Below are 25,588 nucleotides of genomic sequence, written 5' to 3'. Positions count from 1 at the left end.
TCATGGAACCATTCGTGAAGCATACGGGCATCGTCGCCCCCGTCGACCGGGTCAACGTCGATACGGACGCCATCATTCCCAAGCAGTTCCTCAAGCGCATCGAGCGCAGCGGCTTCGGCCAGTTCCTGTTCTTCGAGTGGCGCTTCGACGAAGAGGGCAACGTCAACCCGAACTTCGAGCCCAACAAGCCGCGCTATCAAGGCGCATCCGTGCTGATCTCGCGCGCCAACTTCGGCTGCGGCTCCTCCCGCGAGCACGCGCCGTGGGCGATTCTCGACTACGGCTACAAGGTCGTCATCGCGCCGTCGTACGCGGATATCTTCTACAACAACTGCTTCAAGAACGGCATCCTGCCGATCAAGCTGAGCGAGGAGCAGGTCGAGGACCTGTTCCAGCGCACCGCCGCGCATGAGGGCTACGAGCTGAGCGTCGATCTGGAAAACAAGCTGCTGACCGACGCGCACGGCCTGCGCATCGAGTTCGAGCTCGACGAGCATCGCCGCCAGTTCCTGCTTCAAGGGCTGGACGACATCGGCCTGACGCTGAAGCATGCGGATGAGATTTCCGCGTATGAGGAGCGTCGTCAGGGCGCTTTCGCGTAAAAAGTTTGCTTGCCCGTCTGCGGAGTCCGCAGGCGGGTTTTTATTTTTCGGCGTGGGGGAGAGGGCGGCCGTGAGCCGACAGATTAATGGACAAGAAGCCCGCTGCGTGGGCCGAGCCTTTCTCGGCTGTGAGCCGGAAAGCGGGCCATGGACAGGCGAACCGCTGCGCGAGCCGAGCCTTTCTCCGATTCCACTGGAAGCCGGATGCCCTGATTTTTTGACCTCCTAGGCGGAGGCCATCCGTCTTCCAAGAGGACCGCTGCCGCTTCTCCGAAAGGCATCGTCTCGCTTCGCTCTGCCTTGTCCATCAGCTTCGCCTCTCCCCCTTTTTTTGGGGGAGGGGCGCGTCTCCCGCATTCTCGGGAGACGGCAGGGTTGAGCGCTCCCGTGTCACCGGGAACGACAATCTTACGCACCGGGAGCTGATTGACCTGCACGCTCCGTAAAACCGAAGACAGGGGCCTTATGCGCTCCCGTATCCCTGGGAGACGATTACCATGCGCGCCACGCCGGTCTCACCGGGTTTGGACAGGTCCGCACCGCTCGCACGAAGCCGGGACATTAAGTCGAAAAAATCGAGTTAGCGGGTGGTTGGAGGCACGAAGCCGGGGCGTTAAGTCGAAAAAATCGAGTAAGCGGGTGGTTGGAGGCACGAAGCCGAGGCATTAAGTCGAAAAAATCGAGTTAGCGGGTGGTTGGAGGCACGAAGCCGAGGCATTAAGTCGAGAAAATCGAGTTACTCGTATGCGCGGGAGGCGGATCAGAGAGAGAACTGAGCGGAAAAACCGAGCAACTGGGGTCAGAAGAGGAGCGAACGGTCGGAGTTACGCGGAAAAACCGAGTAACTGGGGTTCGAAGAGGAACGGACGGTCGGAGTTACGCGGAAAAACCGAGTAACTGGGGTCCGAAGAGGAGCGAGCGGTCGGAGTTGCGCGGAAAAACCGAGTAACTGGGTCAGAAGAGGAGCGAACGGTCAGAGTTGTGCGGAAAAACCGAGTAACTGGGGTCAGAAGAGGAGCGAGCGGTCGGAGTTGCGCGGAAAAACCGAGTAACTGGGTCAGAAGAGGAGCGAACGGTCAGAGTTGTGCGGAAAAACCGAGTAACTGGGGTCAGAAGAGGAGCGAGCGGTCGGAGTTGCGCGGAAAAACCGAGTAACTGGGTCAGAAGAGGAGCGAACTGTTAGAGTTGTGCGGAAAAACCGAGCAACTCGATCTGCAGCCAGCGAAGCAAAGACGATCTGTCGCGGCGTCAGCATTCGTCGAGCGGTCATTTGCCGGAGCGGCGCGGCCTGCGAAGCGGCAACCTCGCCTATACGCAAAAAAGTTGCCACGGTTCCCTTTTTTTCGCAACTTTTCGGGACGCTTCGCGTCTAACCTTTTGCCTGACTTTGCCAACGTCCACTGCCGCCGGACAGGCAAGGCGGGTGAATCCGTTTTTCGAGGTGAATGATGAAAAAAGCAGTTCTGATGCTGGTGTTTCTCGTAGCAGCGTTAACCATGTTCGCTTCGGCCACTTCCGCGGCGAGCAAGGCTCCCAAGCTGTTCCTGAACGGCCTGGAGCTTCAGTCGGCATCGGCGCCCCGGATCGACCAGAGCACGACGTTCATTCCGATCCGCACGGTAGCCGAGGGGATGGGCTTTGACGTGACGTGGGACAAGGCGGCAAAAAAGGCAGTCATACATAACGGAGACAGCCTCATCGAGCTCGTCGTCGGCAGCAAGTCCGCCGTCGTCAACGGCTCGAAGGTCGCTCTGCCGACGCCGGCGAAAATTGTCGGCAGCGGAGCGGCCAGCACGACGATGGTGCCGCTGCGCTTCGTGAGCGAGAACATGGGCTTGGAGGTGTACTACGACGCGCCTGCCAAGTCGGTGTATCTGTTCCAGCCGGCCGTGCAGGAGCCCGAAAACCCGGGCACGGACGGCGGCGGAAGCCAGCCCGGAACAGGCGGAACCGGCAGCCAGCCGGATCCCGGCCAGGGCGGCACGGAGCCGGGCGGCGGCAATGGCGGCGGCACGGTGCCGTCCGACGCGCAGGCGCTCGTCACCTCCATCCAGTACGACGGCATCGGCACGACGAGCATCGCCTACCAAGGCATCGCGACGGTAGGCGAGCCGCAGGTGCTGACCGGACCGGACCGGCTCGTGCTGGACATTCCGGCATCGGCGTTCGCGGACGCCTTCGCCCCGGGCTTCACGGCGACGACGGCCAAGATGGGCGAGATCGTCACGGACAACCCTCTGGTGAGCAAGATTCGCTTCTCCCATTATTCGGACAAGCCTTCGACGGTCCGGATCGTATGGGATCTGACGGCGGCGGCGCAGTATACGCTCACCAAGTCCGAGGGCCTCGTGCAGCTGAGCGTCCTCGGCTCGACCGAGCCGGTGCCTCCGATTCCGACGACGCCGTCGGGCGACAAGATCTTCAAGGTCGTCATCGACGCCGGACACGGCGCCCACGATCCGGGCGCGATCGGCATCAGCGGCAAGACGGAGAAGGCGTACAACCTGGCCATCGCCCTCAAGGTGAACGAGCTGCTCAAGAAGGAGGCTCGCATCGAGCCGATCCTGACGCGCTCGGACGATACCTTCATCGCTCTGGAAGAGCGGGCGGCAATCGCCAACAGGCTCAAAGCGGACGTGTTCATCTCGATTCACGCGAACGCGCTCAAAGGCTCCTCGGCTTCGGGGACCGAAACCTTCTATAATCGGGCGGACAGCAAGACGCTCGCTGACATCATCCAGAAGCATCTGCTCGGCGCGACCGGACTTCCGGACCGCAAGGTGCAGACGGCGGGCTTTGTCGTCATCAAGCAAACGACGATGCCGGCAGTGCTGACGGAATCCGGCTTCCTCACGAACGCCAAGGACGAAGCGATCCTGTTCGACGAGAAGAAGCAGAACGAGATCGCGCAAGCGCTCGTGGCAGGAATCAAGGAATATTTAAAGCTGTAAGGAGGCGACAGAGCCATGAAGCAGCCTAGATTCAAGCTGGCGGCGCTGCTGGCCGCCGCCGCCGTTACGGCCGCGCTTGCAGGCTGCGGCGCCAAAGCGCCGGAGGGCGGGGCGGGAGCGTCCAGCCCATCGCCGTCTCCGTCTCCTGCCGCGACGGCGGCTCCTTCCTTGTCGCCGTCGCCGCAGACGGCCGAAGGCTCCGGCGACGGAGCTTCCGCCGGGAGCGGAGCGGAGGCGCAGCTGCAAAAGGCGACGATCCAGATTTATCAAACCGATTCGGAGCTGCTGGAGCTCAAGGCATTCGATGCTGAAATTTCTTACAAGAGCGATGCCGACAAGCTCGCTGCCGCGCTCGAGGCGCTGGCCGGAGCGGACCGCGACGGCTATCTGTCCTTATGGCAAGGCGTGGAGTTCCGTTCCGTGCAGCTCAAGGACGGGGCGGCGCAGGTCGACTTGACCTTGCCGGACGATGCGCGCTTGGGCGGGTCGGGCGAGCAGCTTGCCATCGACTCGCTGGCGCGCACGGCGTTCCAGTTTCCCGAAATCGAGTCGCTCGACGTGACGGTGGACGGCGAGGCGGTCGAGAGCCTGATGGGCCACGTCGAGCTGGAGCATCCGATCAAGCGCGCTTCGTACGAAGGCCGCCGATAACCAGATCTATTTCATTCCATTCATAGGGGAGAGCCGGAACAGATGCCATTAAGTACAAAAGCCTATCGTTTCGCCACGGGCATGATCGCCCTCTCCCTCCTGGCTGGAGGACCTGCCGCTGCTCATGCAGCGGCTTCTTCCGTGTCCGGGGGGACGACAGCGGCCGCAGCGGCCGGATCCTTCTTCGCCGACGTCAAAGCCGGACATTGGGCGGAGCGCAGCATCATGAAGCTGGCCCTGCAGGGCATCATCGTCGGCAACCAAGGGCAATTCCGCCCTTCGGCGTCGGTGAGCCGCCAGGAAGCCGTCGTCATGGCGCTCCGCTTCATGGGCAAGGAAAAGGAGATCGACGCCTCGCAGGCCGTCGTCTTCCCCGATACGTTCCAAGTGAACAACTACTACAAGCCGTACGTCGTGCTGGCAATGAAGCTGGGCCTGCTCAGCCAGGAAGAGGAGTTCAAGCTGGCCGAATCGCAGCCGAAGCAGGAATGGGGCGCTTCCGCCGCATCGCGCGAATGGATCACGAAGCTGATCGTGCGCGCCGCAGGCAAGCAGCAGCTCGCTCAGGAGCTGGCCTCCAAAAGCTCCGGCTTCCAGGACGCCGCCTCCATCGGCGCGGGTTATGCCGGGTATGTCAATGCAGGCGTCTCGCTCGGACTCGTCAAAGGCGTGACGGCGGAGAAGTTCGATCCGGTCTCCGCCGTCAACCGGGCTTCGGCGGCGACGCTGTTCAGCCGCGCGCAGACGCTCGCGCCGGTCTCTTACCCGGGCGAGACGGAGGGCGTGCTCACGGCGCTCAGCGGCACGACGGCTACCGTCTATACCGATGAAGGCTTCCGCACGTTCAACCTCGCCGCGGATGTCCGCTTCTACCGCTTCGACAGCGAGACGGCGCTGAAGTCCGGCTCCGAGCTGCAGCTGTACACGCATGTGCAGGTGCTCGGCGGAGGCACGGACGCGCTTTATGTGGAGCAGACCGACACGGAGCAGCAGGTGAAGTCGACCGAGGGCACGATCAAGCAGATCGCTCCCGGCCAGAATACGGTATGGCTCTGGGATGGACAGAACATGATCGGCGTTTCCTACGACTCGTCGCTTGCGATCAAGTCGCAGGAGGGCGCGAAGCTGGAGCTCGCCGATCTCAAGACGGACAGCCAGGTCATCGTCAAGACGGATACGTTCCGCGACAAGCCGGGCGCGCTCGAGATCGTCGTCAAGTCGGCTCCGGTGACCAAGGAAGGCGCCGGCACCGTCGCCGCCTCGGCGAACGGCATGCTGACGGTCAAGACGGCGTCCGGCGCCGACGAGACGTGGCCGGCAGCGGCGGGACTCGTCGTGCTCGGCTGGGACGGCCGCGCGCTGGAGGGCGGCCTTGCCGGACTGAAGGCGGGCGATACGGTCAGCTATTCCGTCAAGGACAGCCAGGTCGTGTCGGTGAAGGTGACGGATACGACGGTGCGGAGCGCGAGCGGCACGTTCAGCGCCTATACGGGAGAGTACCTGATTTACGAGGTTGCCGGAAAAGCCCAGACGAGCAAGCTTGCGGACAACGTGACGTTGACGATACCCGGCATCGAGCAGCCGGTGCTCGGCGACCTGTACAAGGACGACCAGCTGGAGCTCGCGCTCGACGCCGCCGGCAAGATCACCTCGATCACGGTCAAGAACCGCTCGCTGACGACGCTGACCGGAGCCGAGGTGCTCAGCTACAGCGCCGAGCAGAAGGCTCTCACCGTCAAGGGCACGAACGGCAAGCTCGCGGCGCTCCAGGTGACCGACAAGACGCGGGTCGAGCTGAACGGCACGAACGTGCCGCTGTCGACGGCGGCGGGCATGCTGCGCCAGGGCCAGCGCGTGACGGTCGGCTATTCCGGCAGCGACGCCGTGCTGATCCGCTTCGTGTATCAATACACGGGCACGATCGGCTTGCTCAATACGGCGACCAAGACGCTGGCGCTGTCGCTTGACGACGGCACGTCGGCGACGCTGCCGTTCGACGCGCTCTCCGTCGATTGGTACGGCAAGAGCGGCGCGACGATTGCCGACGTCAAGGTCGGAATGCGCGTGACGGCCGGCCTCGATACGAATCAGGCCAAGGCGACGAGCCTGCGCGTCCATCAGGGCGTGCAGTACAAAATCTCGTCGGTCGATGCGGCCAACAAGATCCTCGGCCTGCAGCCGGCTTCCGGCAGCGGCATCGCCCTCAGCGCGGGCAGCCTGCCGCTGCGCGGCGACGACGGCGCGACCGTTCCGTTCGCCTCGCTTGCGGCGGGAGCTACGGTGAACGTCACTTATGCGGGTCAGACGCCATCGTCGCTGACGCTCGTGACGGTCCGCTACGGCGTCGTCACGCAGATCGGTGCCAGCTCCGTCACCGTGCAGGAGTACGGCGGCTCGGCGCGCACGATCGAGCTCGGCAGCGGCTACAGCATCGTCAAGAACGGAGCGGCGAGCGGCAGCGTGTCGACGCTGGCTGTCGGCGACCGCGTGGAGACGCGCAAAAACGCCGATGGAGCCGTCGTCATCGAAGCGAACGCCGGCGTCAAGAAGACGTTCTGGAAAATGGAGAACGGCCAGCTGCTCGTGAAGCGCAGCTCGCTTACCGACAACAGCTATCGCTTCACGCTCGCCGAAGGCGCGGCGGCCAGCTGGAACGGGCAAGCGATCGCGATCGCTTCGCTGACCGATGGCGATGCCGTCACGCTGTACGTGTTCGGAGGCAAGCTGCTGGAGGTCGTCAAAGGCTGAAAAACGAAGATTTTCGCAACAAAGCGCCGCGAGGCGCTTCTTTTTTTGCGCGGACAGCCTTTTTCGGTTGCGCCGGACGGGCAGATTCGGTACACTTTGAACGATAGTGCAACTAGGGAGAGAGCGTTCCAATGAAAGCTTCCGATAAAATCCGGTTCATTCTCGACACGATGGCCGAGCTGTTTCCGGACGCGCATTGCGAGCTGAACCACGGAAACGCGTTCGAGCTGACGATCGCGGTGCTGCTGTCCGCGCAGTGCACGGACGAGACGGTGAACCGCGTGACGGCGGATCTGTTCCGAAAATACCGTTCCCCGGAGGATTACCTGAAGGTCGAGCTGGCCGAGCTCGAGCAGGACATCCGTCGCATCGGCCTGTTCCGCACGAAGGCCGCGAACATCCAGAAGCTGTGCCGGATCCTGCTGGATCGGCATGACGGCGACGTCCCGCGCACGCATGAGGAACTGACGGAGCTGCCCGGCGTCGGGCGCAAGACGGCCAACGTCGTCGTCAGCAACGCGTTTGGCGTCCCGGCGATCGCGGTGGATACGCATGTGGAGCGGGTGTCCAAGCGGCTCGGGCTGGCGAAGCCTGACGATTCCGTGCTCGAGGTCGAAAAGAAGCTGATGCGCCGCGTCCCCCGGGATGAATGGACGCTGACCCATCATCGCTTCATCTTTTTCGGGCGCTACCACTGCAAGGCCCAGCAGCCCAAATGCGACATCTGTCCGCTCATCGGGCTGTGCAAGGAAGGCCAGCGGCGCATGAAGGCGGTCCCCGCCGCCAAACCTAGATCCAAGAAGGGAGCCGCCGCCAGGCGCGAGGCTTCCAACCTTTAAGCGAAGGATGATGAACAATGAAATGCATCAGCGTATTCACGAATGACTTCGGTCTGTTCTCCGATATTTACGAGCAGGTGATGGAAGCTCCTCCGGGAGAAAACGAGGATCTCGTCGTCGAAGGCGTGACGGTAAGCGGCTCCGGCGATCTGCCGGCCCAATACCTGGAGCGCATGCGCCAGAAGCCGGAGGTCGTCGTCATGCGCGAGAAGCAGCGCGGCATCACGATCCTGCAGCACGGCAATGTGTTCGAGATCTGCATCCCGACGGATGAGGATGAGGAGGCGCCGGCCGTTTAAACCGGCGCCGGCGCCTGCCGCAGAGCAAGGCGATTCGATTGCAGCATCAGCCGTCCCTGCCGCCCGGGGACGGCTGTTTTGCGCTTTTTTGACCTTTTTGATCAGAGAGATCCGGCGGGCGAAGCGGAGAGGAGAATGGCGACATGGCTCAAGGGGAAACAGCAACGATGTCCAGCGGACAGGAGGAGGCGGAGCGGCTCGGCTATTCGGCGGAGCGGCTGGCCGTCCTGCTTGCCGAGCAAGGCGAGAAGGAGCTGGCGGGAAGAGCCCGCCAGCTGGAGGAGAAGCTGGAGGCCGGCCGGCTGTCGGCAGCGTTTTGCGGCCATTTCTCGGCTGGCAAGTCGACGCTCGTCAATGCGCTGTGCGGCGTGCGGCTGCTGCCGTCGAGTCCGATTCCGACCAGCGCCAACGTCGTGACGATCGCGTCGGGGGAACCGGCGAGGGCGGTCATCCACGCGGTCGTGGACGGGGAAGAGCGGACGATCGAGGCCGATCCGCTGCGGCTGGAGGACTATTGCAAAAACGGAGAGGTTTTCCGCAGCGTCGAACTGACCTATCCGGCGAGCGGCTTCGGCCGGCAGACGACGCTGCTTGACACGCCGGGCATCGACTCGACGGACGACGCCCACCGGATGGCGACGGAGTCGGCGCTGCATCTGGCGGATGTCGTCTTTTACGTGATGGACTACAATCATGTCCAGTCGGAGATCAACTTCGAGTTCGCCAAAGGGCTCAAGGACTGGGGCAAGCCGCTCTATCTGATCGTCAACCAGATCGACAAGCATCGCGAGGAGGAGCTGCCGTTCGCGGAGTACAAGCGCAGCGTGGAGGAGGCGTTCCGCAGCTGGCATCTGGAGCCGGCCGGCACGCTCTACCTGTCCTTGCGCGAGCCGGAGCATCCGCAGAGCCAGTTCGAGGAGCTCAAGAAGCTGCTTGGCGAGCTGGAGGGGCTGCGCTCGGAGCTGGCCGTCGGGAGCGTGCACGCCTCGCTCCGCCATCTCGCCCGCAGCTGGCTGAAGCATCGGCTCGAAGCGGAGGAGCCGCAGCGGGAGCGGCTGGAGCTCGAGGCCGGGCCGGAGGAGGAACGGGCCGGACTGCAGGCGGCGATGCGGGAGCTGGAGCAGGCCGCAGGCGGCGCCGAGTCCGGACCGCAGGCGCTGGAAGCGTCGCTGCAGGCGGAGATCGGCAAAATTCTCGACAACGCCAACCTGATGCCGGCCGCGACCCGGGACATCGCCGCGTCGTTTTTGGAGAGCCGCAAGCCGGGCTTCAAGACGGGCCTGCTGTTCGCCGCCTCCAAGACGGCGGCCGAGCAGGAGCGGCGCGCGGCGGCGTTCGAGGAGGAGCTTGGCCGGCAGGTGCAGGCGGAGGCCGCCTGGCATCTGGCCGACCTGCTGCGCAAGGCGGCGGACCGCGAGGGGCTGCAGGGGCCGGAGCGGCAGTCGTGGGAAAGCGGACTCGAGGCGGCGCTCGCCTGGCGGCCGGACGCCGCCTGGCTGGCGGAGCGCGTCAGCAGCGGCGCGGTGTTCGGCGGCGAGTACACGATCGTGTACTGCCGCGACGCCGCCGCGCAGATCAAGGCGCAGCTGAAGCGCGGCGCCTTTGAGGCGGCGGCGGCGCTCGCGGCGGCCGCGCGGCCGCGCTATGCCGCCGCCGCCGCAGCGGCGCGCGCCGAGCTGGCCGCGCTCGGCGGCCAAGCCGCGGCGCTCGCGGGCCTCGCCGCGCTCGGCGAGGCGGCCGCGCAGCGCGAGGCGCGCGCGCTGGCGCTGCTGCCGGCGGAGCCGGCGCGCCCGGCGCTGCCGGCGCCGCAAGCGCGCGCCGCCGCAGCCGCAGGCGCGGCCGGCAGCGCTCCGGCAGCGCCGGAGCCGGCGCTCGCCGGCGAAGCCGCGCCTGCGCCGGCTGCCGCAGGCGCTGGCCGCGCCGCCGCTGCCGCCGGCGAAGCCGCCGCAGGCGCGCTCGCGCCGCAGCGCGCGGCCGCCGCGCGCCTGCGCGCCGCGGCGGAGCTGCTCGCGCCGGAGCCGGCGCTGGCCGCTGCGGCCGCGGCGATGCGCGCCCGCGCCGAGCGCCTCGGCGCGAGCCGCTTCACGATCGCGCTGTTCGGCGCGTTCAGCGCGGGCAAGTCGTCGCTCGCCAACGCGCTCATCGGCGAGCGGGCGCTGCCCGTGTCGCCGAATCCGACAACGGCGGCGATCAACCGCATCCTTGCGCCGACGGAGGAGCAGCCTCACGGCACGGCCCGCGTCAGCATGAAAGCCCGCGAGGCGATGCTGGACGATCTGCGCTTTTCGCTGTCGCTGCTCGGCGAGGACGCCTCCGGCGCCGCCGAGGCGGAGCTGCTGAAGCGGATCGCCGCGCTGCGTCCGGACGGCATCCATGCCGCCGGGCGGCCGCATTACAGCTTCCTCAAGGCGGCGGCGGCCGGCTGGAGCGAGCTGTCGCCGCAGCTCGGCGAGGTGCTGCGCGTCGGCGAGGAGGACTACCGCCGCTACGTCGCGGAGGAAAGCCGCTCCTGCTTCGTGCGCGAGATCGAGCTGTTCTACAGCTCGCCGCTGACCGACCAGGGCATCGTGCTCGTCGATACGCCTGGCGCGGATTCGGTGAACGCCCGCCATACCGGAGTCGCCTTCAACTACATCAAGAACGCCGACGCGATTCTGTTCGTCACCTATTACAACCATGCGTTCTCGCAGGCGGACCGGCAATTCCTCATGCAGCTGGGGCGGGTGAAGGACCAGTTCGAGCTCGACAAGATGTTCTTCCTCGTCAATGCCGCCGACCTGGCGGCCTCGCCGGAGGAGCTGGGAGACGTGCTGAAGCATGTCGAATCGAATCTGCTGCAGCACGGCATCCGCTTCCCGCGGCTGTTCCCGGTATCGAGCCTGCTCGGGCTGAAAGGGAAGCACGGCGACGAGGCGGCGCTCGCGGCGTCGGGCATCCCGGCGTTCGAGCAAAGCTTCCTCGACTTCACGCGCGGCGAGCTCGGCCGGCTGGCCGTGCAGGCGGCGGACGGCGAGCTCGAGCGTGCCGCGCATACGATCCGCGGCTGGATCGAAGCGGCCGAAGGCGACGCTGATACGCGGCGGCATGAGCGCGCCCGTCTCGAGGGGCTGCGCGCCGCCGGGGCGGACGCCGCTGCCGTCATCGCCGAGGCGCCGCCTGCCGCCGAGCTGGAGAAGGAGCTGCAGGAGCTGTTCCACTACATCCAGCAGCGGATCCGCTACGGCTTCGGCGACTTCTTCAACTATGCCTTCAACCCGTCGAGCCTGCAGGACGACGGACGCGACCTGCGGCGGGCCGTCTGGACGTCATGGCTCGAGCTGCAGCGGCTGCTTCAGCTGGAGCTGAGCCAGGAGCTGCTGGCGACGACGCTGCGGCTCGAAACGGCCTCCGGCGCGCTTATCCGCGTCCGCGCCGAAGCGGCGGCCGCGAGGCTGGCCGAGCTGCTGCCGGGCTTCCAGCCGGCGCCTTGGGAAGCGGCTGCGTTCGCCGCTCCGCCGGAGCCGGCGCCATGGCAGTCCGCCGGCGTGCAGGCGAAGCGGCTGTACAGCCTGTTCCGCAGCCCGCGCTCCTTCTTCGAGGGAGAGGGCAAAAAAGCGCTGCGGGAGGAGCTGGAGGAGACAATCGCTCCGGAAATCCGGGCGTGGATGGATCATGCGGCGGCGGACTGGCTCGCCCATTACCGGACCGCCCTCGAAGCCGGGCTCGCCGCGGCGGCCGACGCGCTGGGCCTTTCGTTCCAACGGGAGCTGGACGGCCGCATCGGCTCGATGCGGGACGGCGGCAGCCTCGACTCGCTGCGCGCGCTGGAGCGGCAGCTTCAGGAGCTGCTCGGCGAGGCGGGCTGATCCCCCTGCCTACCCGAGCGGCGCTGCCCGCAGGCGCGATTCCGCGCGACAAAAAGGATGTCCCTCCGCGCCGCTGATAGCGGCCGAGGGGCATCCTTTTTTGCTGCTTGCGGAGCGTGCCGGCGGTAGCGGAAATCGGCGAGCGTTAAAAGTTTTTTTCGCATTTCCAGCCGAAACGGATAAAAACGCGCAAATGTGTCGTAAACGTGACGATTCGTTGAGGAAAAAGAGAATGATCCCCCTTACGTGCCTTATCTTCCCTTTTAGCGGAGCAGAGTGCTGAATATGGCCGCAAAAGGCGTTTGCCGCTCCTGCGGGATGCTGATAACATACGTCCATGTCAGCACTGAAATCGCAGTTAAACCTAACTAACGGGGGAGAGAGCACACTTGGAGGTTTTCAGGCAACTCAAGCCTTACTACTGGGTGGAGCGCAAGTTCATCTTCGCATCCATCCTCTGCCTGGCCGCTGCAACCGCGCTCGGACTGGTCTATCCGAACCTGCTGCGGTACCTGATCGATGACGTCGTCAAGCCGCAGAACTGGGAGCCGGTGCCGTTGCTGTCGCTGGCCGTCGTCTGCGTCGTTTCGCTGAAGGGCTTCATGAACTTCCTGAGCGGATATTTCGGCGGACGGCTCGGCAACCGCGTCGCCTACCGGCTGCGGAACGCCAGCTACGCCAAGCTGCAGGAGCTGAGCTATCCGTACTACGACACCGCCAAGACGGGCGATCTGATGAGCCGCCTGACCGCGGACCTGGAGGCGATCCGCCAGTTCATCGGCTTCGGCTTCGCGCAGGTGCTCAACGTGTTCCTCATGATCCTGTTCGGCGGCGTCATGATGCTGACCATGGACTGGCAGCTGACGCTCGTCACGCTGGTGGCGATTCCGCTGCTCGCCTTCACCGCCGTGCGCTTCGAGAAGAACATCCATCCGGCGTTCCGCGAGATGCGCCAGGCGCTCAGCCACATGACGACGGCCGTCCAGGAGAACATCACCGGCGTGCGCACGGTCAAGTCGTTCGCGCGCGAGTCCCACGAGGTCGAGAAATTCTCGGCGCGCAGCGCGGAATACCAGACGAACCAGGTCGGCGCGGCGACGATCTGGGCCCGGTACTTCCCGCTCATGGAGCTGCTGGCCAACGTAAGCGTCGTCATCCTGCTCATCTTCGGCGGCTTGCGCGTCATCGACCAGCATCTGACGCTCGGCGAGCTGGTCGCGTTTTTCAGCCTCATCTGGTACATCATCGGACCGATGTGGGGCATCGGCTTCCATATCAACAACTACACGCAGTCCAAGGCGTCCGGCGAGCGGGTGCTGGAGCTGCTGAACCAGTACGTGCATGTGAAGAGCGTGCCCGACGCGGTCGTGCTCGACAAGCAGCATGTCAAGGGTCATGTCCGCTTCGAGAACGTCACGTTCAATTACGCGGACAAGGAGCCGGCGGTGACGGACATCAGCTTCGACGCCCCTCCGGGCACCGTCATCGGCCTGCTCGGCGGCACCGGCTCCGGCAAGAGCACGATCATCCAGCTGCTCATGCACGCCTACAACGTCAAGCAGGGCAAAATCACCGTCGACGGCCTCGACATCCGCCAGCTCGACGTCCAGAGCCTGCGCAGCCAGATCGCGACCGTGTTCCAGGAGACGTTCCTGTTCTCCGCCTCGATCCGCGACAACATCGCCTACGCCGACAAGGACGCGACGATGGAGCAGATCGAGCGCGCGGCCAAGCTGGCCAAGGCGCATGACTTCATCATGGAGCTGCCGCTCGGCTACGACACGCTCGTCGGCGAGCGCGGCATGGGCCTCTCCGGCGGCCAGAAGCAGCGCATCGCGATCGCCCGCGCCTTGATCCGCAATCCGCATATCCTCGTGCTCGACGACGCGACGAGCGCGGTCGACATGGAGACGGAGCATGAGATCCAGGCCGGCTTCAAGGAGCTGATGAAGGGACGGACGACGTTCATCATCGCCCACCGGATCAGCTCGCTCAAGGACGCCGACGAGATTCTCGTGCTCGACAAGGGCCGCATCGTGCAGCGCGGCAAGCATGCGGCGCTCGTCCGCCAGAGCGGACCGTACCGCGAAGTCTACAACATCCAGTACGCCGACCGTCCGCAGCAGGACGACGAGCCCGCGCTGGGCAAAGGAGGGACCGCCTGATGGCTAGCAGCGCAAAAGGGCCGGCCGCGCCCGCATCCGGCCTGGACGCCTCCATGCAGGAGGCGGCGCAGGCTCAGCGCCAGCGCTTCAAGTATACCGATGACGAGGTCATCGAGAAGCCGTTCAACTGGAAGCAGGTCCTGCGCCTGCTTTCCTATATGAAGCCTTACCGCAAGCAGCTCGTGCCGATGGTGCTCATGATGCTGCTCGGCACGCTGACGCGGCTCGCCGCGCCGGCCGTCATCATCCTCGCGATCGACGAGGCGATCGACAAGGACGGCGGCGACAAGAGCCTGCTGCTCGCCTACGGCGGCATCATGCTCGGCCTGTACGTCATCCAGTGGGCCGCCAACACGATCCGCATCAAGTACACGAACATCATCGGCCAAAAGGTCATCTACGACCTGCGGCAGCAGCTGTTCGAGCATATCCAGAAGCTCAGCTTCCGCTTCTTCGACAAGCGGCCGGCGGGCTCCGTGCTCGTGCGCGTCACCAATGACGTCAACTCGCTGCAGGACCTGTTCACGAACGGCGTCGTCAACCTGCTCATGGACTGCATCCAGCTCGTCGGCATCGCCGCGATCCTGCTCATCTGGAACTTCCAGCTCGGGATCGCCGTCATGGTGACGGTGCCGCTCATGTTCATCGTCTCCGGCGCTCTCCGCAAGCGCATCCGCTTCGCCTGGCAGGACGTGCGCATCAAGCAGTCGCGCATCAACTCCCATCTCAACGAGGCGATCCAGGGGATGAAGGTGACGCAGGCGTACGTGCAGGAGAAGGAGAACTACAAGTTCTTCGACCATATGAACACGATCAACAAAAAAAGCTGGGACCGCGCCTCGGTGCTCAACCAGACGTTCGGCCCGATCATCGAGGTGACGGCGGCGATCGGCACGCTCATCCTGTTCTGGTACGGCTCGCATCTGCTCCAGACGAACGTCATCACCGTCGGCCTGCTCGTCGGCTTCGCCAACTACATCGGCAACTTCTGGGATCCGATCAACCGGCTCGGCCAGATGTACAACCAGCTGCTCGTCGCGATGGCCAGCTCGGAGCGGATCTTCGAGTTCATCGACGAGGAGCCGACCGTTAAGGAAAGCGGCCGCGCGCGCATGCTGACCGGCATCAAGGGCGACGTGTCGTTCGACAGCATCGTCTTCGAGTACGAGAAGAACCGTCCCGCCCTCAAGGGCATCTCGCTCGAGGTGAAGGCCGGCCAGTCGGTGGCGCTCGTCGGCCATACCGGCTCCGGCAAGAGCACGATCATCAACCTGCTCTGCCGGTTCTACGATCCCGTAGAGGGAGCGGTCCGCATCGACGGCCAGGACATCCGCGACGTGACGATCGACAGCCTGCGCTCGCAGGTCGGCATCGTGCTGCAGGATACGTTCATCTTCTCCGGCACGATCCGCGACAACATCCGCTTCGGGCGTCTGAACGCGACGGACGAGGAGGTCGAGATGGCCGCCCGCGCGGTCAACGCGCATGAGTTCATCGTCACGCTGCCCGACGGCTACGACACCGAGGTGCAGGAGCGCGGCAACGTCCTGTCGATGGGACAGCGGCAGCTGCTGAGCTTCGCCCGCGCGCTGCTCGCGGATCCGGCGATCCTCATCCTCGACGAGGCGACGGCGAGCATCGACACCGAGACGGAGCTCAAGATCCAGGAGGCGCTCAAGACGCTGCTGGCCGGACGCACGTCGTTCATCATCGCGCATCGCCTGTCGACGATCCGCCACTGCGACAACATCGTCGTGCTCGACCACGGCCGCATCGTCGAGCAGGGCAGCCATGACGAGCTCATGCGGCATGGCGGCACGTACTACGGCCTCATCGAGGCGCAGTACCGCTTCCTCAGCGCCTGACGCTTGCCGGCAAGCCAAGGCCGGCTCCAAAAAAGCTGACTCCGCCTGTCCAAGTCCGGACATGCGGGTCAGCTTTTTTTTGCGGAAGGGGCCTTCTGCGGGCGGCCTGAAAGTCTGTCTGCAGCGGCCGCGCAAGCGAGGCTCGGGCCGCAAGGCCGAGCCTTGCGCCGTCAGCGCTCCGTGCCGTCCTGCTGCAGCCGCTGCAGGTACCCGTCCAGGCGGTCCATGCGCTCCTCCCAGTCGCGGCGGAAGGAGGAAGCCCATGCCTCCAGCTCCTGGAACGGTTTTGGCGAGAGCCGGTAGATGCGGCGGTTGGCCGAGGCTTCGACAAGCAGCACGCCGGCCTCGCTCAGCACCTTGAGATGCTTGGACGTCTGCGGCTGGTTGAAGGACAGCCGTTCGGCGATTTCTCCGACTGTGAGCGGACCGGAGCGGAGCAGCTCGACGATCCGCAGCCGATTCGGCTCGGCCAGCGCGTGAAGGATCGATTTCATGCCTAAAATATACGTTCAGTGGAATATAGCTGTCAAGGAAAACGACTCTGTTCGCTTGATTTTTCGATAGAGAGCGTCCAAAATGATAGGGATCATGTACCGGAAATTGGAACAGGGGGAACTGAAATGTCGTATGGACCGCCGCTGACCCAAGGGGCGCGCAAGATGCTGCTGCTGGGCTCTGGAGAGCTGGGCAAGGAAGTGGTCATCGAGGCGCAGCGGCTCGGCGTGGAGACGGTCGCCGTCGACCGCTATGCGGACGCGCCCGCGATGCAGGTGGCGCATCGCTCGCATGTGGTCGACATGCTCGACCCGGAGCGGCTGCGGGAGCTGATCCTGCGGGAGAAGCCGGATCTGATCGTGCCGGAGATCGAGGCGATCGCCACCGGCACGCTCGTCGAGCTGGAGCAGGAGGGCTACAAGGTCGTGCCGACGGCGCGAGCCGCGCGGCTGACGATGGACCGCGAAGGCATCCGGCGCCTGGCGGCGGAGACGCTGCGCCTGCCGACCGCCTCCTACCGCTTCGCGGACTCGCTCGAGGAGATGAGGGCGGCCGTGCTGGAGCTCGGACTGCCGTGCGTCATCAAGCCGATCATGAGCTCCTCGGGCAAGGGCCAGAGCGTCTGCCGCTCCGAGGCGGAGATCGAGAGCTGCTGGAACTATGCGATGGAGGGCGGCCGCGCCAAAAAGAAGCGCGTCATCGTCGAAGGCTTCGTCCGCTTCGAATCCGAGATCACGCTGCTGACGGTCCGCTCCGTCTCGGGCACGGCGTTCTGCGCGCCGATCGGACATGTGCAGCAGGACGGCGACTATATCGAGTCGTGGCAGCCGCATGCGATGAGCGAGGCGCAGCTGCGCGAGGCCGAACGGATCGCGCTGGCGATTACCGAAGCGCTTGGCGGCTGGGGCTTGTACGGTGTCGAGCTGTTCCTGACCGAGGACGGCGTCCTGTTCAGCGAGGTGTCGCCGCGGCCGCATGATACGGGGATGGTGACGATGGCGACGCAGGATCTGTCGGAGTTCGCGCTCCACGTGCGCGCGATCCTCGGCCTGCCGATCCCTGGCGTGCGGCTGCTGTCGCCGGGCGCGAGCCGCACGCTCAAGGCGACGCGCGACAGCCGCTCGTTCGCGGTCGAAGGGCTGGAGCAGGCGCTCGCGGTGCCGAGCGCGCAGGTGCGCGTATTCGGCAAGCCGGAGACGCGCAAGGGACGCCGCATGGCCGTCGCCCTTGCGTCGGGGACGGATGCCGAGAGCGCGCGCGACGCGGCTCGCCAGGCAGCGGAGTGCTTGACGATCAGATATGACGGATAGGAAGAGCAGGCCGACGAGGCCTGCTTTTTTCATGGACCTATGCGCTTTCGCCTCCTTTCCGTCTGACGCTGCCGTCCGCTCGGGACGCTGCAGTCCAAAAAAATCGGGCGGCAGAAGCGGGCGCGAACGCCGGCGGGCAGCTTTGCGGTGCGGGGGACGAGCGCGCCCTAGTCCTTTCGTCCCGCATGATTTGCAAAAACTTGTCGCAAGCCTTATTTTTAGTAGATGATGCTATACCAAATGTTCACAATTCAAATTCCGAGCAAGGGGAGCCGAAATAAGATGAAGTCATCCGGCACATTATGGCGGGTCGTAGGCACGGCGTCCCTCGCCTCGACGCTGCTCCTCGCAGGAGGATTCGCCTTCGCCATGCGCGACATGCTGATCGTCACGCCTTCCGTGCAGCAGGCGGCGCGCCAGGCTCCGGAGGAGGCTCAGGCCGGCGGACAATACCAGCAGGCGGACGAGATCCTCGTGACGGCGCTCGGCGATTCCTTGACCAAAGGAGTCGGGGACAACAGCGGCCGCGGCTATGTGAAGCCGGTGCTGGAGCAGCTGAAGGCTGCGACCGGCAAGCCGGTGCAGCAGATCAACAATCTGGCGATCAGCGGCTTGACGGCGGCGGAGCTCGACAAGATGCTCGCCGAGGACCGGGGCCTCGACAACCCGATTCGCCAGGCGAACCTGATCCTGCTGACGATCGGCGGCAACGACTTGTTCCGTCCTGTCCTCGAAGCGAGAGAGAACGGGAGCTCGAGCGACATTCCGCTCGACGAGATCGAGGCGCAGATTCCGGCCGCGGCCGCGTCGCTCAAAAGCGTCGTCGAGCGGATCCGCGCGATCAACCCGGAGGCGACGCTCGTCTACGCCGGGCTGTACAATCCGTTCTACGACATCGCGGAGCTGCGCGACGGCAGCGCGGCCGTCCAGCGCTGGAACGACGAGGCGTACCGCATCCTGGCCAAGGACGAGCATGCGGTGCTCGTTCCCGTCATGGATCTGTTCGAGCAGCGCTCGGCCGCCTACATGGCGTCCGATCATTTCCACCCGAATCAGGACGGCTACGTCCGCATCGCGCAGCGCATCGTGCAGGCGCTGACCTGACGGACGCGTCGCCGCTGTCTTGGCAGACGAGCTAGAGACAAAAGGAGAGGACCTGCATGACGATTGATTACCCCGTTCGCCGACGGCCAAAGTCCAGGCCGTCCGCGGCTGCGCAGGATGCCGCTTCGAAGGCGGGCGTCGCCGCCGGCGAGCCCGTGCTGGACGTGCGCGGCCTGAAAAAAAGAATCCGCCGGAAATGGATCATCCACGAGGTCGGGTTCCAAGTGCATCCCGGCGAGATCTTCGGCTTCCTCGGGCCGAACGGCTCGGGCAAGACGACGACGATCCGGATGCTGGTCGATCTGATCAAGCCGACCGAGGGCGAGATCCTCATCGGCGGACATCATCTCGCCCGCGATCCGGAGAAGGCGCTGGCCGAGGTCGGCTGCATCGTCGAGAATCCGGAAATGTACCCTTACCTTACCGGCTGGGAAAACCTCGAGCAGTTCGCGCGCATGCAGCCGGGCATCGGGGAGGACCGCATCCGCGAGGTCGTCTCGATCGTGCGCCTGGACGAGCGCATCCATGACAAGGTCCGCGACTACTCGCTCGGCATGAGGCAGCGGCTCGGCATCGCGCAGGCGCTGCTCGGACGGCCGAAGCTGCTCATCCTCGACGAGCCGACGAACGGGCTCGATCCGAAGGGCATCAAGGAGCTGCGCGAATTCATCCGCATGCTGTCGGCAACCGGGCTGAGCCTGTTCATCTCCAGCCACCTGCTGAGCGAAATCCAGCTCATGTGCGACCGCGTCGCGATCATCAACGAAGGCCGGGTGCTGGCGGTCGGCCGGGTGGACGAGCTTGTCGGCCAGGCGTCCAGCTTCGTGCTGTGGCAGACCGACCGCCAGGAGGAGGCGCGGGCGCTGCTCGCGGACCAGCCGTCCGTCCAGCTGTTCGGCGACGGCGAGCATCGGCTGGACGAGGGCGCGCTCGCTCATCTGCCCGGAGCGATCGTGACGAGCGTGGATGAAGAAGCGCTGCCGGATGTCGTGGAGCTGCTCGTGCGGCGGGGCATCGGCATCGAAGCGGTGCAGCGCGTCGCGCCGACGCTCGAGGAGCTTTTCCTGAGGCTGACGGAGGTGGAGGCCGAGTGAAGGGGATGCTTCCGCTCGTTCAGAACGAGACGCTGAAAATTTGGAAAAAGAAGCGGTTCTATGTTATCCTTCTAATCCTGCTGGTGCTCGTGCCGCTGTTCACCTACGCCCAGCTCCGGGTGTCCCAGACGAACGCCGCCAACTTCAAGGACTGGCGCAACCAGATCCAGCAGCAGATCACCGACCTGCAGAACACGCTGGCGAGCGACCGCATGCCGGAGGAGTGGAAAAAGTACGACCGCATCAAAGTGCAGCAGCTGCAATATTACCTGGATCATGACATCAATCCGAACAGCCCGGACGCGGCTACGTTCACCCGTCAGTTCATGGCGAGCTCCGTCTCGATGTTTTTCCCGCTGCTCATCCTCGCGCTTTCGTCCGATCTCGTATCGGGAGAGCGCACCGGGGGCACGATCAAGATGCTGCTGACCCGTCCGGTGCGGCGCTGGAAAATCCTGACGAGCAAGCTGATCGCCTTGACGCTCTACGTTTCGCTGGCTATCCTCGCGACCGGCGCGGTATGCTATCTCATATCCGGCCTCCTCTTCGGCTACGGGGGATGGACGATGCCGGTGTTCACCGGCTTTGTCATCGACGGCTCCGCGATCGACGCGACCGGCGTGCATGCCGTGCCGCAATGGGCGTACATGCTCATGCAGAGCGGCCTCATCTGGATCAGCTGCATGACGATCGCCATCCTGTCGACGATGGTGTCGGTGCTCGTGCGCAGCACGGCGGCGAGCATCGTCACGATGATGGCGGCGGTCATCTCCGGCAGCATCCTGGCCGGCATGGCTTCCTCCTGGGAGGCCGCCAAATACATCTTCTCCGTGAACATCGACCTGACCGACTATCTCGAAGGCACGCCGCCGCCGATCGCGGGCATGGACATCGGATTTTCCCTGGCCGTGCTTGGCATCTGGGCCGCTGCGGCGCTCGTCGTCTCGTATGGCGTCTTTACGAAACAGGACATCTTGAATTAAAATAGCGTGAGTTATTCGCACGGACAGCAAGGAACAGAAAAGGGGGACGCGTATGGCCGAACAACTGGACCTTTACGCAACCGAATCGGCAAATACGGCGAAGGGCCCTTCCTACGAGGCGGACGACATCCAGATTCTCGAGGGCCTGACCGCGGTGCGCAAGCGCCCCGGCATGTACATCGGCAGCACGACGAGCTCGGGCCTGCACCATCTCGTGTGGGAAATCGTCGACAACGCCGTGGACGAGCATCTGGCCAAGTTCTGCACGGAGATCGCCGTCACGCTGCACAAAAACGGATCGGTGACCGTACACGACAACGGGCGGGGCATCCCGACCGGCATGCACAAAAGCGGCATCCCGACGCCGCAGGTCGTATTCACGATCCTGCACGCGGGGGGCAAGTTCGGCGGCGGAGGCTACAAGAAGTCAGGCGGGCTGCACGGCGTCGGCGCTTCGGTGACGAACGCGCTGTCGGAATGGCTCGAGGTGGAGATTTTCCGCGAGGGCAAGATACATAAGCAGAGGTTCGAATACTGGGTCGACAGCCAGGGCAAGGAGCATGTCGGCGAGCCGACGACCGGCCTCGAGATCGTCGGCAATACGCGCCAGACCGGCACCAAGGTGACGTTCAAGCCGGATGCGCGCGTCTTTCACGGCAACACCTCGCTGAGCTTCGATACGCTGAGCGACCGGCTGCAGGAGATCGCCTTCCTGAACTCCGGGCTCAAGGTGACGATCCGCGACGACCGCAGCGGGCATGAGAACGTCTTCCACTACGAGGGCGGAGCGAAGCAGTTCGTCGAGTTCCTCAACGAGGAGAAGTCGGTGCTGCATGAGGCGGTCCGCTTCGCGGCGGACAAGGACGACATCGAGGTCGAGGTCGCCCTGCAGTACAACGACGGCTATACGGAGACGATCGTGAGCTTCGTCAACTCGATCCCGACGCGGGGCGGCGGCACGCATGAGACCGGCTTCAAGACAGCCTACACGCGGGTGCTCAACGATTATGCCCGGCGCGCCGGCCTGCTCAAGGAAAAGGAAAAGAACCTTGAAGGCGGAGACCTGCGCGAAGGCATGATGTGCGTCATCAACATCAAGATGGCGGAGGTCGAGTTCGTCGGGCAGACGAAGGACCAGCTCGGCAGCAGCTCCGCCCGCAGCGCCGTCGACGCCGTCGTCGCGGACAAGATGGCCGTGTTCCTGGAGGAGAATCCGCAGGTCGGCCAGATGCTGCTCAAAAAGGCGATCCAGGCGTCCCGGGCGCGCGAGGCCGCGCGCAAGGCGCGCGAGGAGATCCGCAGCGGAAAGAAGCGCAGCGAGTCGTCCAACCTCGGCGGCAAGCTGACGCCGGCGCAGTCCAAGGACGCCTCGCGCAACGAGCTGTTCATCGTCGAGGGCGACTCTGCCGGCGGCTCCGCCAAGCAAGGCCGCGACTCCAAGTATCAGGCGATCCTGCCGCTGAAGGGAAAGCCGATGAATCCGGAGAAGGCGCGGCTGGGCGACATCCTCAAGAACGACGAGTACAAGGCGATCATCGCCGCGATCGGCGCGGGCGTCGGGCCGGAGTTCGAGGCGGACGAGTGCAACTACAGCAAGATCATCATCATGACCGACGCGGATACGGACGGCGCGCACATCCAGGTGCTGCTGCTGACGTTCTTCTACCGGTACATGAAGCCGCTCATCGACTCGGGAAGGATCTACATCGCGCAGCCGCCGCTCTACAAGATGTCCCGCAAGACGGGCAAGCTGCAGACGGTGCGCTACGCCTGGACCGATGAGCAGCTGCAGAACTACGGCAAGGAGATGGGCAAGGGCTTCGAGCTGCAGCGCTACAAGGGCCTCGGCGAGATGAACCCGGACCAGCTCTGGGAAACGACGATGAATCCCGAGTCCCGAACGCTCCTGCGGGTGCAGATCGACGATGCGGCCAAGGCGGAGCGGCGGGTATCGACGCTCATGGGCGACAAGGTCGATCCGCGCAAGCGCTGGATCATCGACAATGTCGACTTCACCGAATACGAGGAATAGGGGGACGGGCTCATGAGCGCAAGCGAGCAATTTCTGCCGGCATTCCTCGAGGAGGTCGTCGGCGACCGATTTGGACGCTACTCCAAATATATCATCCAGGACCGCGCCATCCCCGATGTGCGCGACGGCCTGAAGCCGGTGCAGCGGCGGATCCTGTACGCGATGTACGACGCCGGCAATACGCCGGACAAGCCGTACCGCAAGTCGGCCAAGACGGTCGGCGACGTGATGGGCAACTACCATCCGCATGGCGACTCCTCGATCTACGAGGGCATGGTGCGGATGGCGCAGCCATGGAAGATGGGCCATACGCTCATCGACGGCCACGGCAACTGGGGCTCGCTCGACGACGATCCGGCGGCGGCGATGCGCTATACGGAGGCGAGGCTGTCGCCGATCGCGATGGAGCTGCTGCGCGACATCGAGAAGCGCACCGTGCTGTTCAAGGACAATTTCGACAACAGCACCAAGGAGCCGGTCGTGCTGCCGGCCCGCTACCCGAACCTGCTCGTCAACGGCGTCAGCGGGATCTCGTCGGGCTTCGCCACCGAGATCCCGCCGCATAACCTGCGCGAGGTGATCGACGCCTGCATCGCGCTCATGAACGACGGCAGCATGCCGCTCGAGGCGCTGATGGGCATCCTCAAAGGTCCGGACTTCCCGACCGGAGGCATCATCATGGGCGAGGAGGGCATCCGCGACGCCTACTCGACCGGCAAGGGACGCATCCACCTGCGGTCGAAAACGGCCGTAGAGGAGCTGCGCGGCGGCAAGAAGATGATCGTCGTGACGGAAATTCCGTACCAGGTCGTCAAGTCGCGCCTCGTCACGGCGATGGAGAACATCCGTCTCGAGAAGAAGGTCGACGGCATCGCCGAGGTGCGCGACGAGAGCGGGCGCGACGGCCTGCGCATCGTCGTCGAGCTCAAGAAGGACGCGGATGCCGACGGCATCCTGGCCTATCTGCTCAAAAAGACCGACCTGCAGGTGACGTACAACTTCAACATGGTCGCGATCGTCAACAAGGCTCCCCGCCAGCTCGGCGTCAAGGAGATGCTGGCGGCGTACATCGACCATCAGAAGGAAGTCGTCACGTTCCGCACGCGCTATGAGCTGGAGAAGGCCGAGGACCGCGCGCATGTGCTCGAAGGACTCGTCAAGGCGCTGAACATCCTCGACGACGTCATCGCGGCGATCAAGGCGTCGAAAAACCGCGCCGACGCGCAGGACAACCTCGTCGCCAAGTTCGGCTTCAGCGAGCGGCAGGCCGATGCGATCCTGACGCTCCAGCTGTACCGCCTGACCAACCTCGAGATCACCTCGCTGGAAAAGGAGCTGCGCGAGATCGCCAAGCGCGTCCACTATTTGCGCTCGATCCTCGACAGCGAAAAGAAGCTGCTCAAGGTCATTCAGGAGGAGCTGCTGGAGATCCGCGAGAAGTACGGCATCGACCGCCGCTCGGAAATCCGCGGCCAGGTCGAGGAGCTGAAGGTCGGCCTCGAGGTGATGGTGAGCGCCGAGGACGTGCTCGTGGCGATCAGCCGCGACGGCTACGTCAAGCGGACGAGCCGTCTCAGCTTCGCCCGCAGCGGGGGAGAGCTGGACGCGTCCGGCCTCAAGGAAGGCGACGCGCTCCGCCATGTGCTGGAGTGCAATACGATCGACAGCCTGCTCGTCTTCACGCGCAAGGGCAGCTACTACCTGCTGCCGGTGTATCAGATTCCGGACTTCAAGTGGAAGGACGCCGGCACGGCGATCGTCAACGTCATCCCGATTCCAAAAGATGACGGCATCGTCGCGGTGCTGCCGGTCAAGGACATCCAGCAGCCGGGCCAATCGCTGTTCTTCTTCACGAAGCGCGGGCAGGTCAAGCGGACCGAGCTCAAGGACTATGCGACGAACCGCTCGACCGCCATCGCGGCCGTCAAGCTGGCGGACGGAGACGAGGTCGTCCAGGTGCTGCAGTCGGCAGGCGACCGCCATCTCGTGCTCGTCTCGCGGGCGGGAGCGGCGATCCGCTTCCCGGCTGCCGAGGTGAGCTTGATGGGACGCGTCGCCGGCGGCGTGCGCGGCATCCAGCTCAAGGAAGGCGACGAGCTTGCCGCCGCGCTGGAGGCCGGTCCGGACGACGAGGGCGAAGTGCTCGTCATCAGCGACCTCGGCTACGCCAAGCGCAGCCTGCTCGCCGACTACCCGGTCCAGGGCCGCGGCGGCAAGGGCGTCATCACGTTCGAGTTCAAGGAAGGCAAGCGGGTCAAGCCGAACGGCGCGGCGCTCGTCGGCGCCTCGTACTGCAAGGAGCCGCGCGAGCTGAGCGCGCTGCTCGCCGGAGGCGGCGAGCAGCGCTTCCAGAGCGAGAAGACGCCGCTCGACGACCGCAAGTCGGTCGGCCGGGCGATGGTCCAGGTCGAGAAGAACGACGCTGTCATGCAGCTGTTCCAGCGGCCGGAAATCAGCCAGGAAGGCTGATCCGGCGGCGGCAGCCGGGCAGAGATGGACAGATGACCGGTTCACGTTCGGCTGCCGAACGGCCATTCATCGAAAAAAGGGACGAAGCGGAGATTTTCTCCGCTTCGTCCCTTTTGCTTGCTGCCGGCTCTCGATC

Annotated in this window: 16 protein-coding genes; 15 read left to right on the top strand and 1 reads right to left on the bottom strand. The window is 64.7% G+C overall.

The window, feature by feature from the left end:
• The first annotated feature begins 2 nt into the window (after positions 1-2).
• From leuD to H582_RS0118345, 9 genes are all read left to right on the top strand, one after another.
• Positions 3-602, top strand: coding sequence for a 3-isopropylmalate dehydratase small subunit (leuD, locus tag H582_RS0118385; RefSeq protein WP_028599694.1), 600 nt, complete (start codon positions 3-5; stop codon positions 600-602).
• Positions 603-2,098: 1,496 nt separating this feature from the next.
• Positions 2,099-3,553 (top strand): N-acetylmuramoyl-L-alanine amidase, encoded by a 1,455-nt coding sequence (locus tag H582_RS0118380; protein ID WP_052333416.1) that lies wholly within the window; start codon positions 2,099-2,101, stop codon positions 3,551-3,553.
• A 15-nt stretch (positions 3,554-3,568) separates the two neighbouring features.
• Positions 3,569-4,204: a GerMN domain-containing protein gene (locus H582_RS0118375; RefSeq protein ID WP_043111586.1), complete on the top strand. Its 636-nt coding sequence runs from the start codon at positions 3,569-3,571 to the stop codon at positions 4,202-4,204.
• Between the two features lie 42 nt (positions 4,205-4,246).
• Entirely contained in the window at positions 4,247-6,952 is a 2,706-nt protein-coding gene (locus H582_RS0118370; protein ID WP_084137422.1) for an S-layer homology domain-containing protein, read from the top strand.
• A gap of 131 nt (positions 6,953-7,083) precedes the next feature.
• Positions 7,084-7,791, top strand: a complete 708-nt coding sequence (gene nth / locus H582_RS0118365) for an endonuclease III (protein ID WP_028599690.1) — start codon at positions 7,084-7,086, stop codon at positions 7,789-7,791.
• Positions 7,792-7,808: 17 nt separating this feature from the next.
• Positions 7,809-8,090 carry a hypothetical protein gene (locus H582_RS0118360; protein ID WP_028599689.1) on the top strand — a complete coding sequence of 94 codons (282 nt, stop codon included), beginning with the start codon at positions 7,809-7,811 and terminating at the stop codon, positions 8,088-8,090.
• Between the two features lie 143 nt (positions 8,091-8,233).
• Positions 8,234-11,935: a dynamin family protein gene (locus H582_RS28405; protein ID WP_084137421.1), complete on the top strand. Its 3,702-nt coding sequence runs from the start codon at positions 8,234-8,236 to the stop codon at positions 11,933-11,935.
• Between the two features lie 389 nt (positions 11,936-12,324).
• The gene (locus H582_RS0118350) at positions 12,325-14,100 is read left to right on the top strand and encodes an ABC transporter ATP-binding protein (RefSeq protein ID WP_028599688.1); all 1,776 of its coding nucleotides are present in this window, start codon (positions 12,325-12,327) and stop codon (positions 14,098-14,100) included.
• Between the two features lie 53 nt (positions 14,101-14,153).
• Positions 14,154-15,965 carry an ABC transporter ATP-binding protein gene (locus tag H582_RS0118345; RefSeq protein ID WP_028599687.1) on the top strand — a complete coding sequence of 604 codons (1,812 nt, stop codon included), beginning with the start codon at positions 14,154-14,156 and terminating at the stop codon, positions 15,963-15,965.
• 170 nt (positions 15,966-16,135) lie between these two features.
• Here H582_RS0118345 and H582_RS0118340 read toward each other — a convergent pair whose 3' ends face one another.
• Positions 16,136-16,459, bottom strand: coding sequence for an ArsR/SmtB family transcription factor (locus tag H582_RS0118340; RefSeq protein ID WP_028599686.1), 324 nt, complete (start codon positions 16,457-16,459; stop codon positions 16,136-16,138).
• A gap of 126 nt (positions 16,460-16,585) precedes the next feature.
• Here H582_RS0118340 and purT point away from each other — a divergent pair, with 126 nt between their 5' ends.
• The 6 genes from purT (at position 16,586) to gyrA (ending at position 25,452) form a co-directional block, all read left to right on the top strand.
• A complete protein-coding gene (gene purT / locus H582_RS0118335) occupies positions 16,586-17,770 on the top strand; it encodes a formate-dependent phosphoribosylglycinamide formyltransferase (protein WP_028599685.1) in 1,185 nt (394 codons plus the stop codon).
• 282 nt (positions 17,771-18,052) lie between these two features.
• Positions 18,053-18,874: a GDSL-type esterase/lipase family protein gene (locus tag H582_RS0118330; protein ID WP_028599684.1), complete on the top strand. Its 822-nt coding sequence runs from the start codon at positions 18,053-18,055 to the stop codon at positions 18,872-18,874.
• Between the two features lie 56 nt (positions 18,875-18,930).
• The gene (locus H582_RS0118325; protein WP_028599683.1) at positions 18,931-19,968 is read left to right on the top strand and encodes an ABC transporter ATP-binding protein; all 1,038 of its coding nucleotides are present in this window, start codon (positions 18,931-18,933) and stop codon (positions 19,966-19,968) included.
• Complete coding sequence (locus tag H582_RS0118320; RefSeq protein WP_101809090.1) at positions 19,965-20,951, top strand: ABC transporter permease; 987 nt, start codon at positions 19,965-19,967, stop codon at positions 20,949-20,951. Before H582_RS0118325 ends, H582_RS0118320 begins: the two co-directional genes overlap by 4 nt.
• Positions 20,952-21,003: 52 nt before the next feature.
• Entirely contained in the window at positions 21,004-22,983 is a 1,980-nt protein-coding gene (gene parE / locus H582_RS0118315) for a DNA topoisomerase IV subunit B (RefSeq protein WP_028599681.1), read from the top strand.
• 12 nt (positions 22,984-22,995) lie between these two features.
• Positions 22,996-25,452 carry a DNA gyrase subunit A gene (gyrA, locus tag H582_RS0118310; RefSeq protein WP_028599680.1) on the top strand — a complete coding sequence of 819 codons (2,457 nt, stop codon included), beginning with the start codon at positions 22,996-22,998 and terminating at the stop codon, positions 25,450-25,452.
• The last annotated feature ends 136 nt before the right edge of the window (positions 25,453-25,588 follow it).

The organism is Paenibacillus pasadenensis DSM 19293, assembly GCF_000422485.1.
Taxonomy (GTDB): Bacteria; Bacillota; Bacilli; order Paenibacillales; family Paenibacillaceae; genus Paenibacillus_O; species Paenibacillus_O pasadenensis.
The sequence above is the reverse complement of the archived record's forward strand: the minus strand, read 5'-3'. Positions and strand labels throughout refer to the sequence as shown.

What these genes read in the sequence shown, in the direction of transcription:
- H582_RS0118345 (WP_028599687.1), top strand. Translation starts at nt 14,154, where the DNA reads ATGCAGGAGGCGGCGCAGGCTCAGCGCCAGCGCTTCAAGTATACCGAT.
- gyrA (WP_028599680.1), top strand. Translation starts at nt 22,996, where the DNA reads ATGAGCGCAAGCGAGCAATTTCTGCCGGCATTCCTCGAGGAGGTCGTC.
- H582_RS0118340 (WP_028599686.1), bottom strand. Translation starts at nt 16,459, where the DNA reads ATGAAATCGATCCTTCACGCGCTGGCCGAGCCGAATCGGCTGCGGATC.
- parE (WP_028599681.1), top strand. Translation starts at nt 21,004, where the DNA reads ATGGCCGAACAACTGGACCTTTACGCAACCGAATCGGCAAATACGGCG.
- purT (WP_028599685.1), top strand. Translation starts at nt 16,586, where the DNA reads ATGTCGTATGGACCGCCGCTGACCCAAGGGGCGCGCAAGATGCTGCTG.
- H582_RS0118380 (WP_052333416.1), top strand. Translation starts at nt 2,099, where the DNA reads ATGTTCGCTTCGGCCACTTCCGCGGCGAGCAAGGCTCCCAAGCTGTTC.
- H582_RS0118330 (WP_028599684.1), top strand. Translation starts at nt 18,053, where the DNA reads ATGAAGTCATCCGGCACATTATGGCGGGTCGTAGGCACGGCGTCCCTC.
- H582_RS0118325 (WP_028599683.1), top strand. Translation starts at nt 18,931, where the DNA reads ATGACGATTGATTACCCCGTTCGCCGACGGCCAAAGTCCAGGCCGTCC.
- nth (WP_028599690.1), top strand. Translation starts at nt 7,084, where the DNA reads ATGAAAGCTTCCGATAAAATCCGGTTCATTCTCGACACGATGGCCGAG.
- leuD (WP_028599694.1), top strand. Translation starts at nt 3, where the DNA reads ATGGAACCATTCGTGAAGCATACGGGCATCGTCGCCCCCGTCGACCGG.
- H582_RS0118370 (WP_084137422.1), top strand. Translation starts at nt 4,247, where the DNA reads ATGCCATTAAGTACAAAAGCCTATCGTTTCGCCACGGGCATGATCGCC.
- H582_RS28405 (WP_084137421.1), top strand. Translation starts at nt 8,234, where the DNA reads ATGGCTCAAGGGGAAACAGCAACGATGTCCAGCGGACAGGAGGAGGCG.
- H582_RS0118375 (WP_043111586.1), top strand. Translation starts at nt 3,569, where the DNA reads ATGAAGCAGCCTAGATTCAAGCTGGCGGCGCTGCTGGCCGCCGCCGCC.
- H582_RS0118360 (WP_028599689.1), top strand. Translation starts at nt 7,809, where the DNA reads ATGAAATGCATCAGCGTATTCACGAATGACTTCGGTCTGTTCTCCGAT.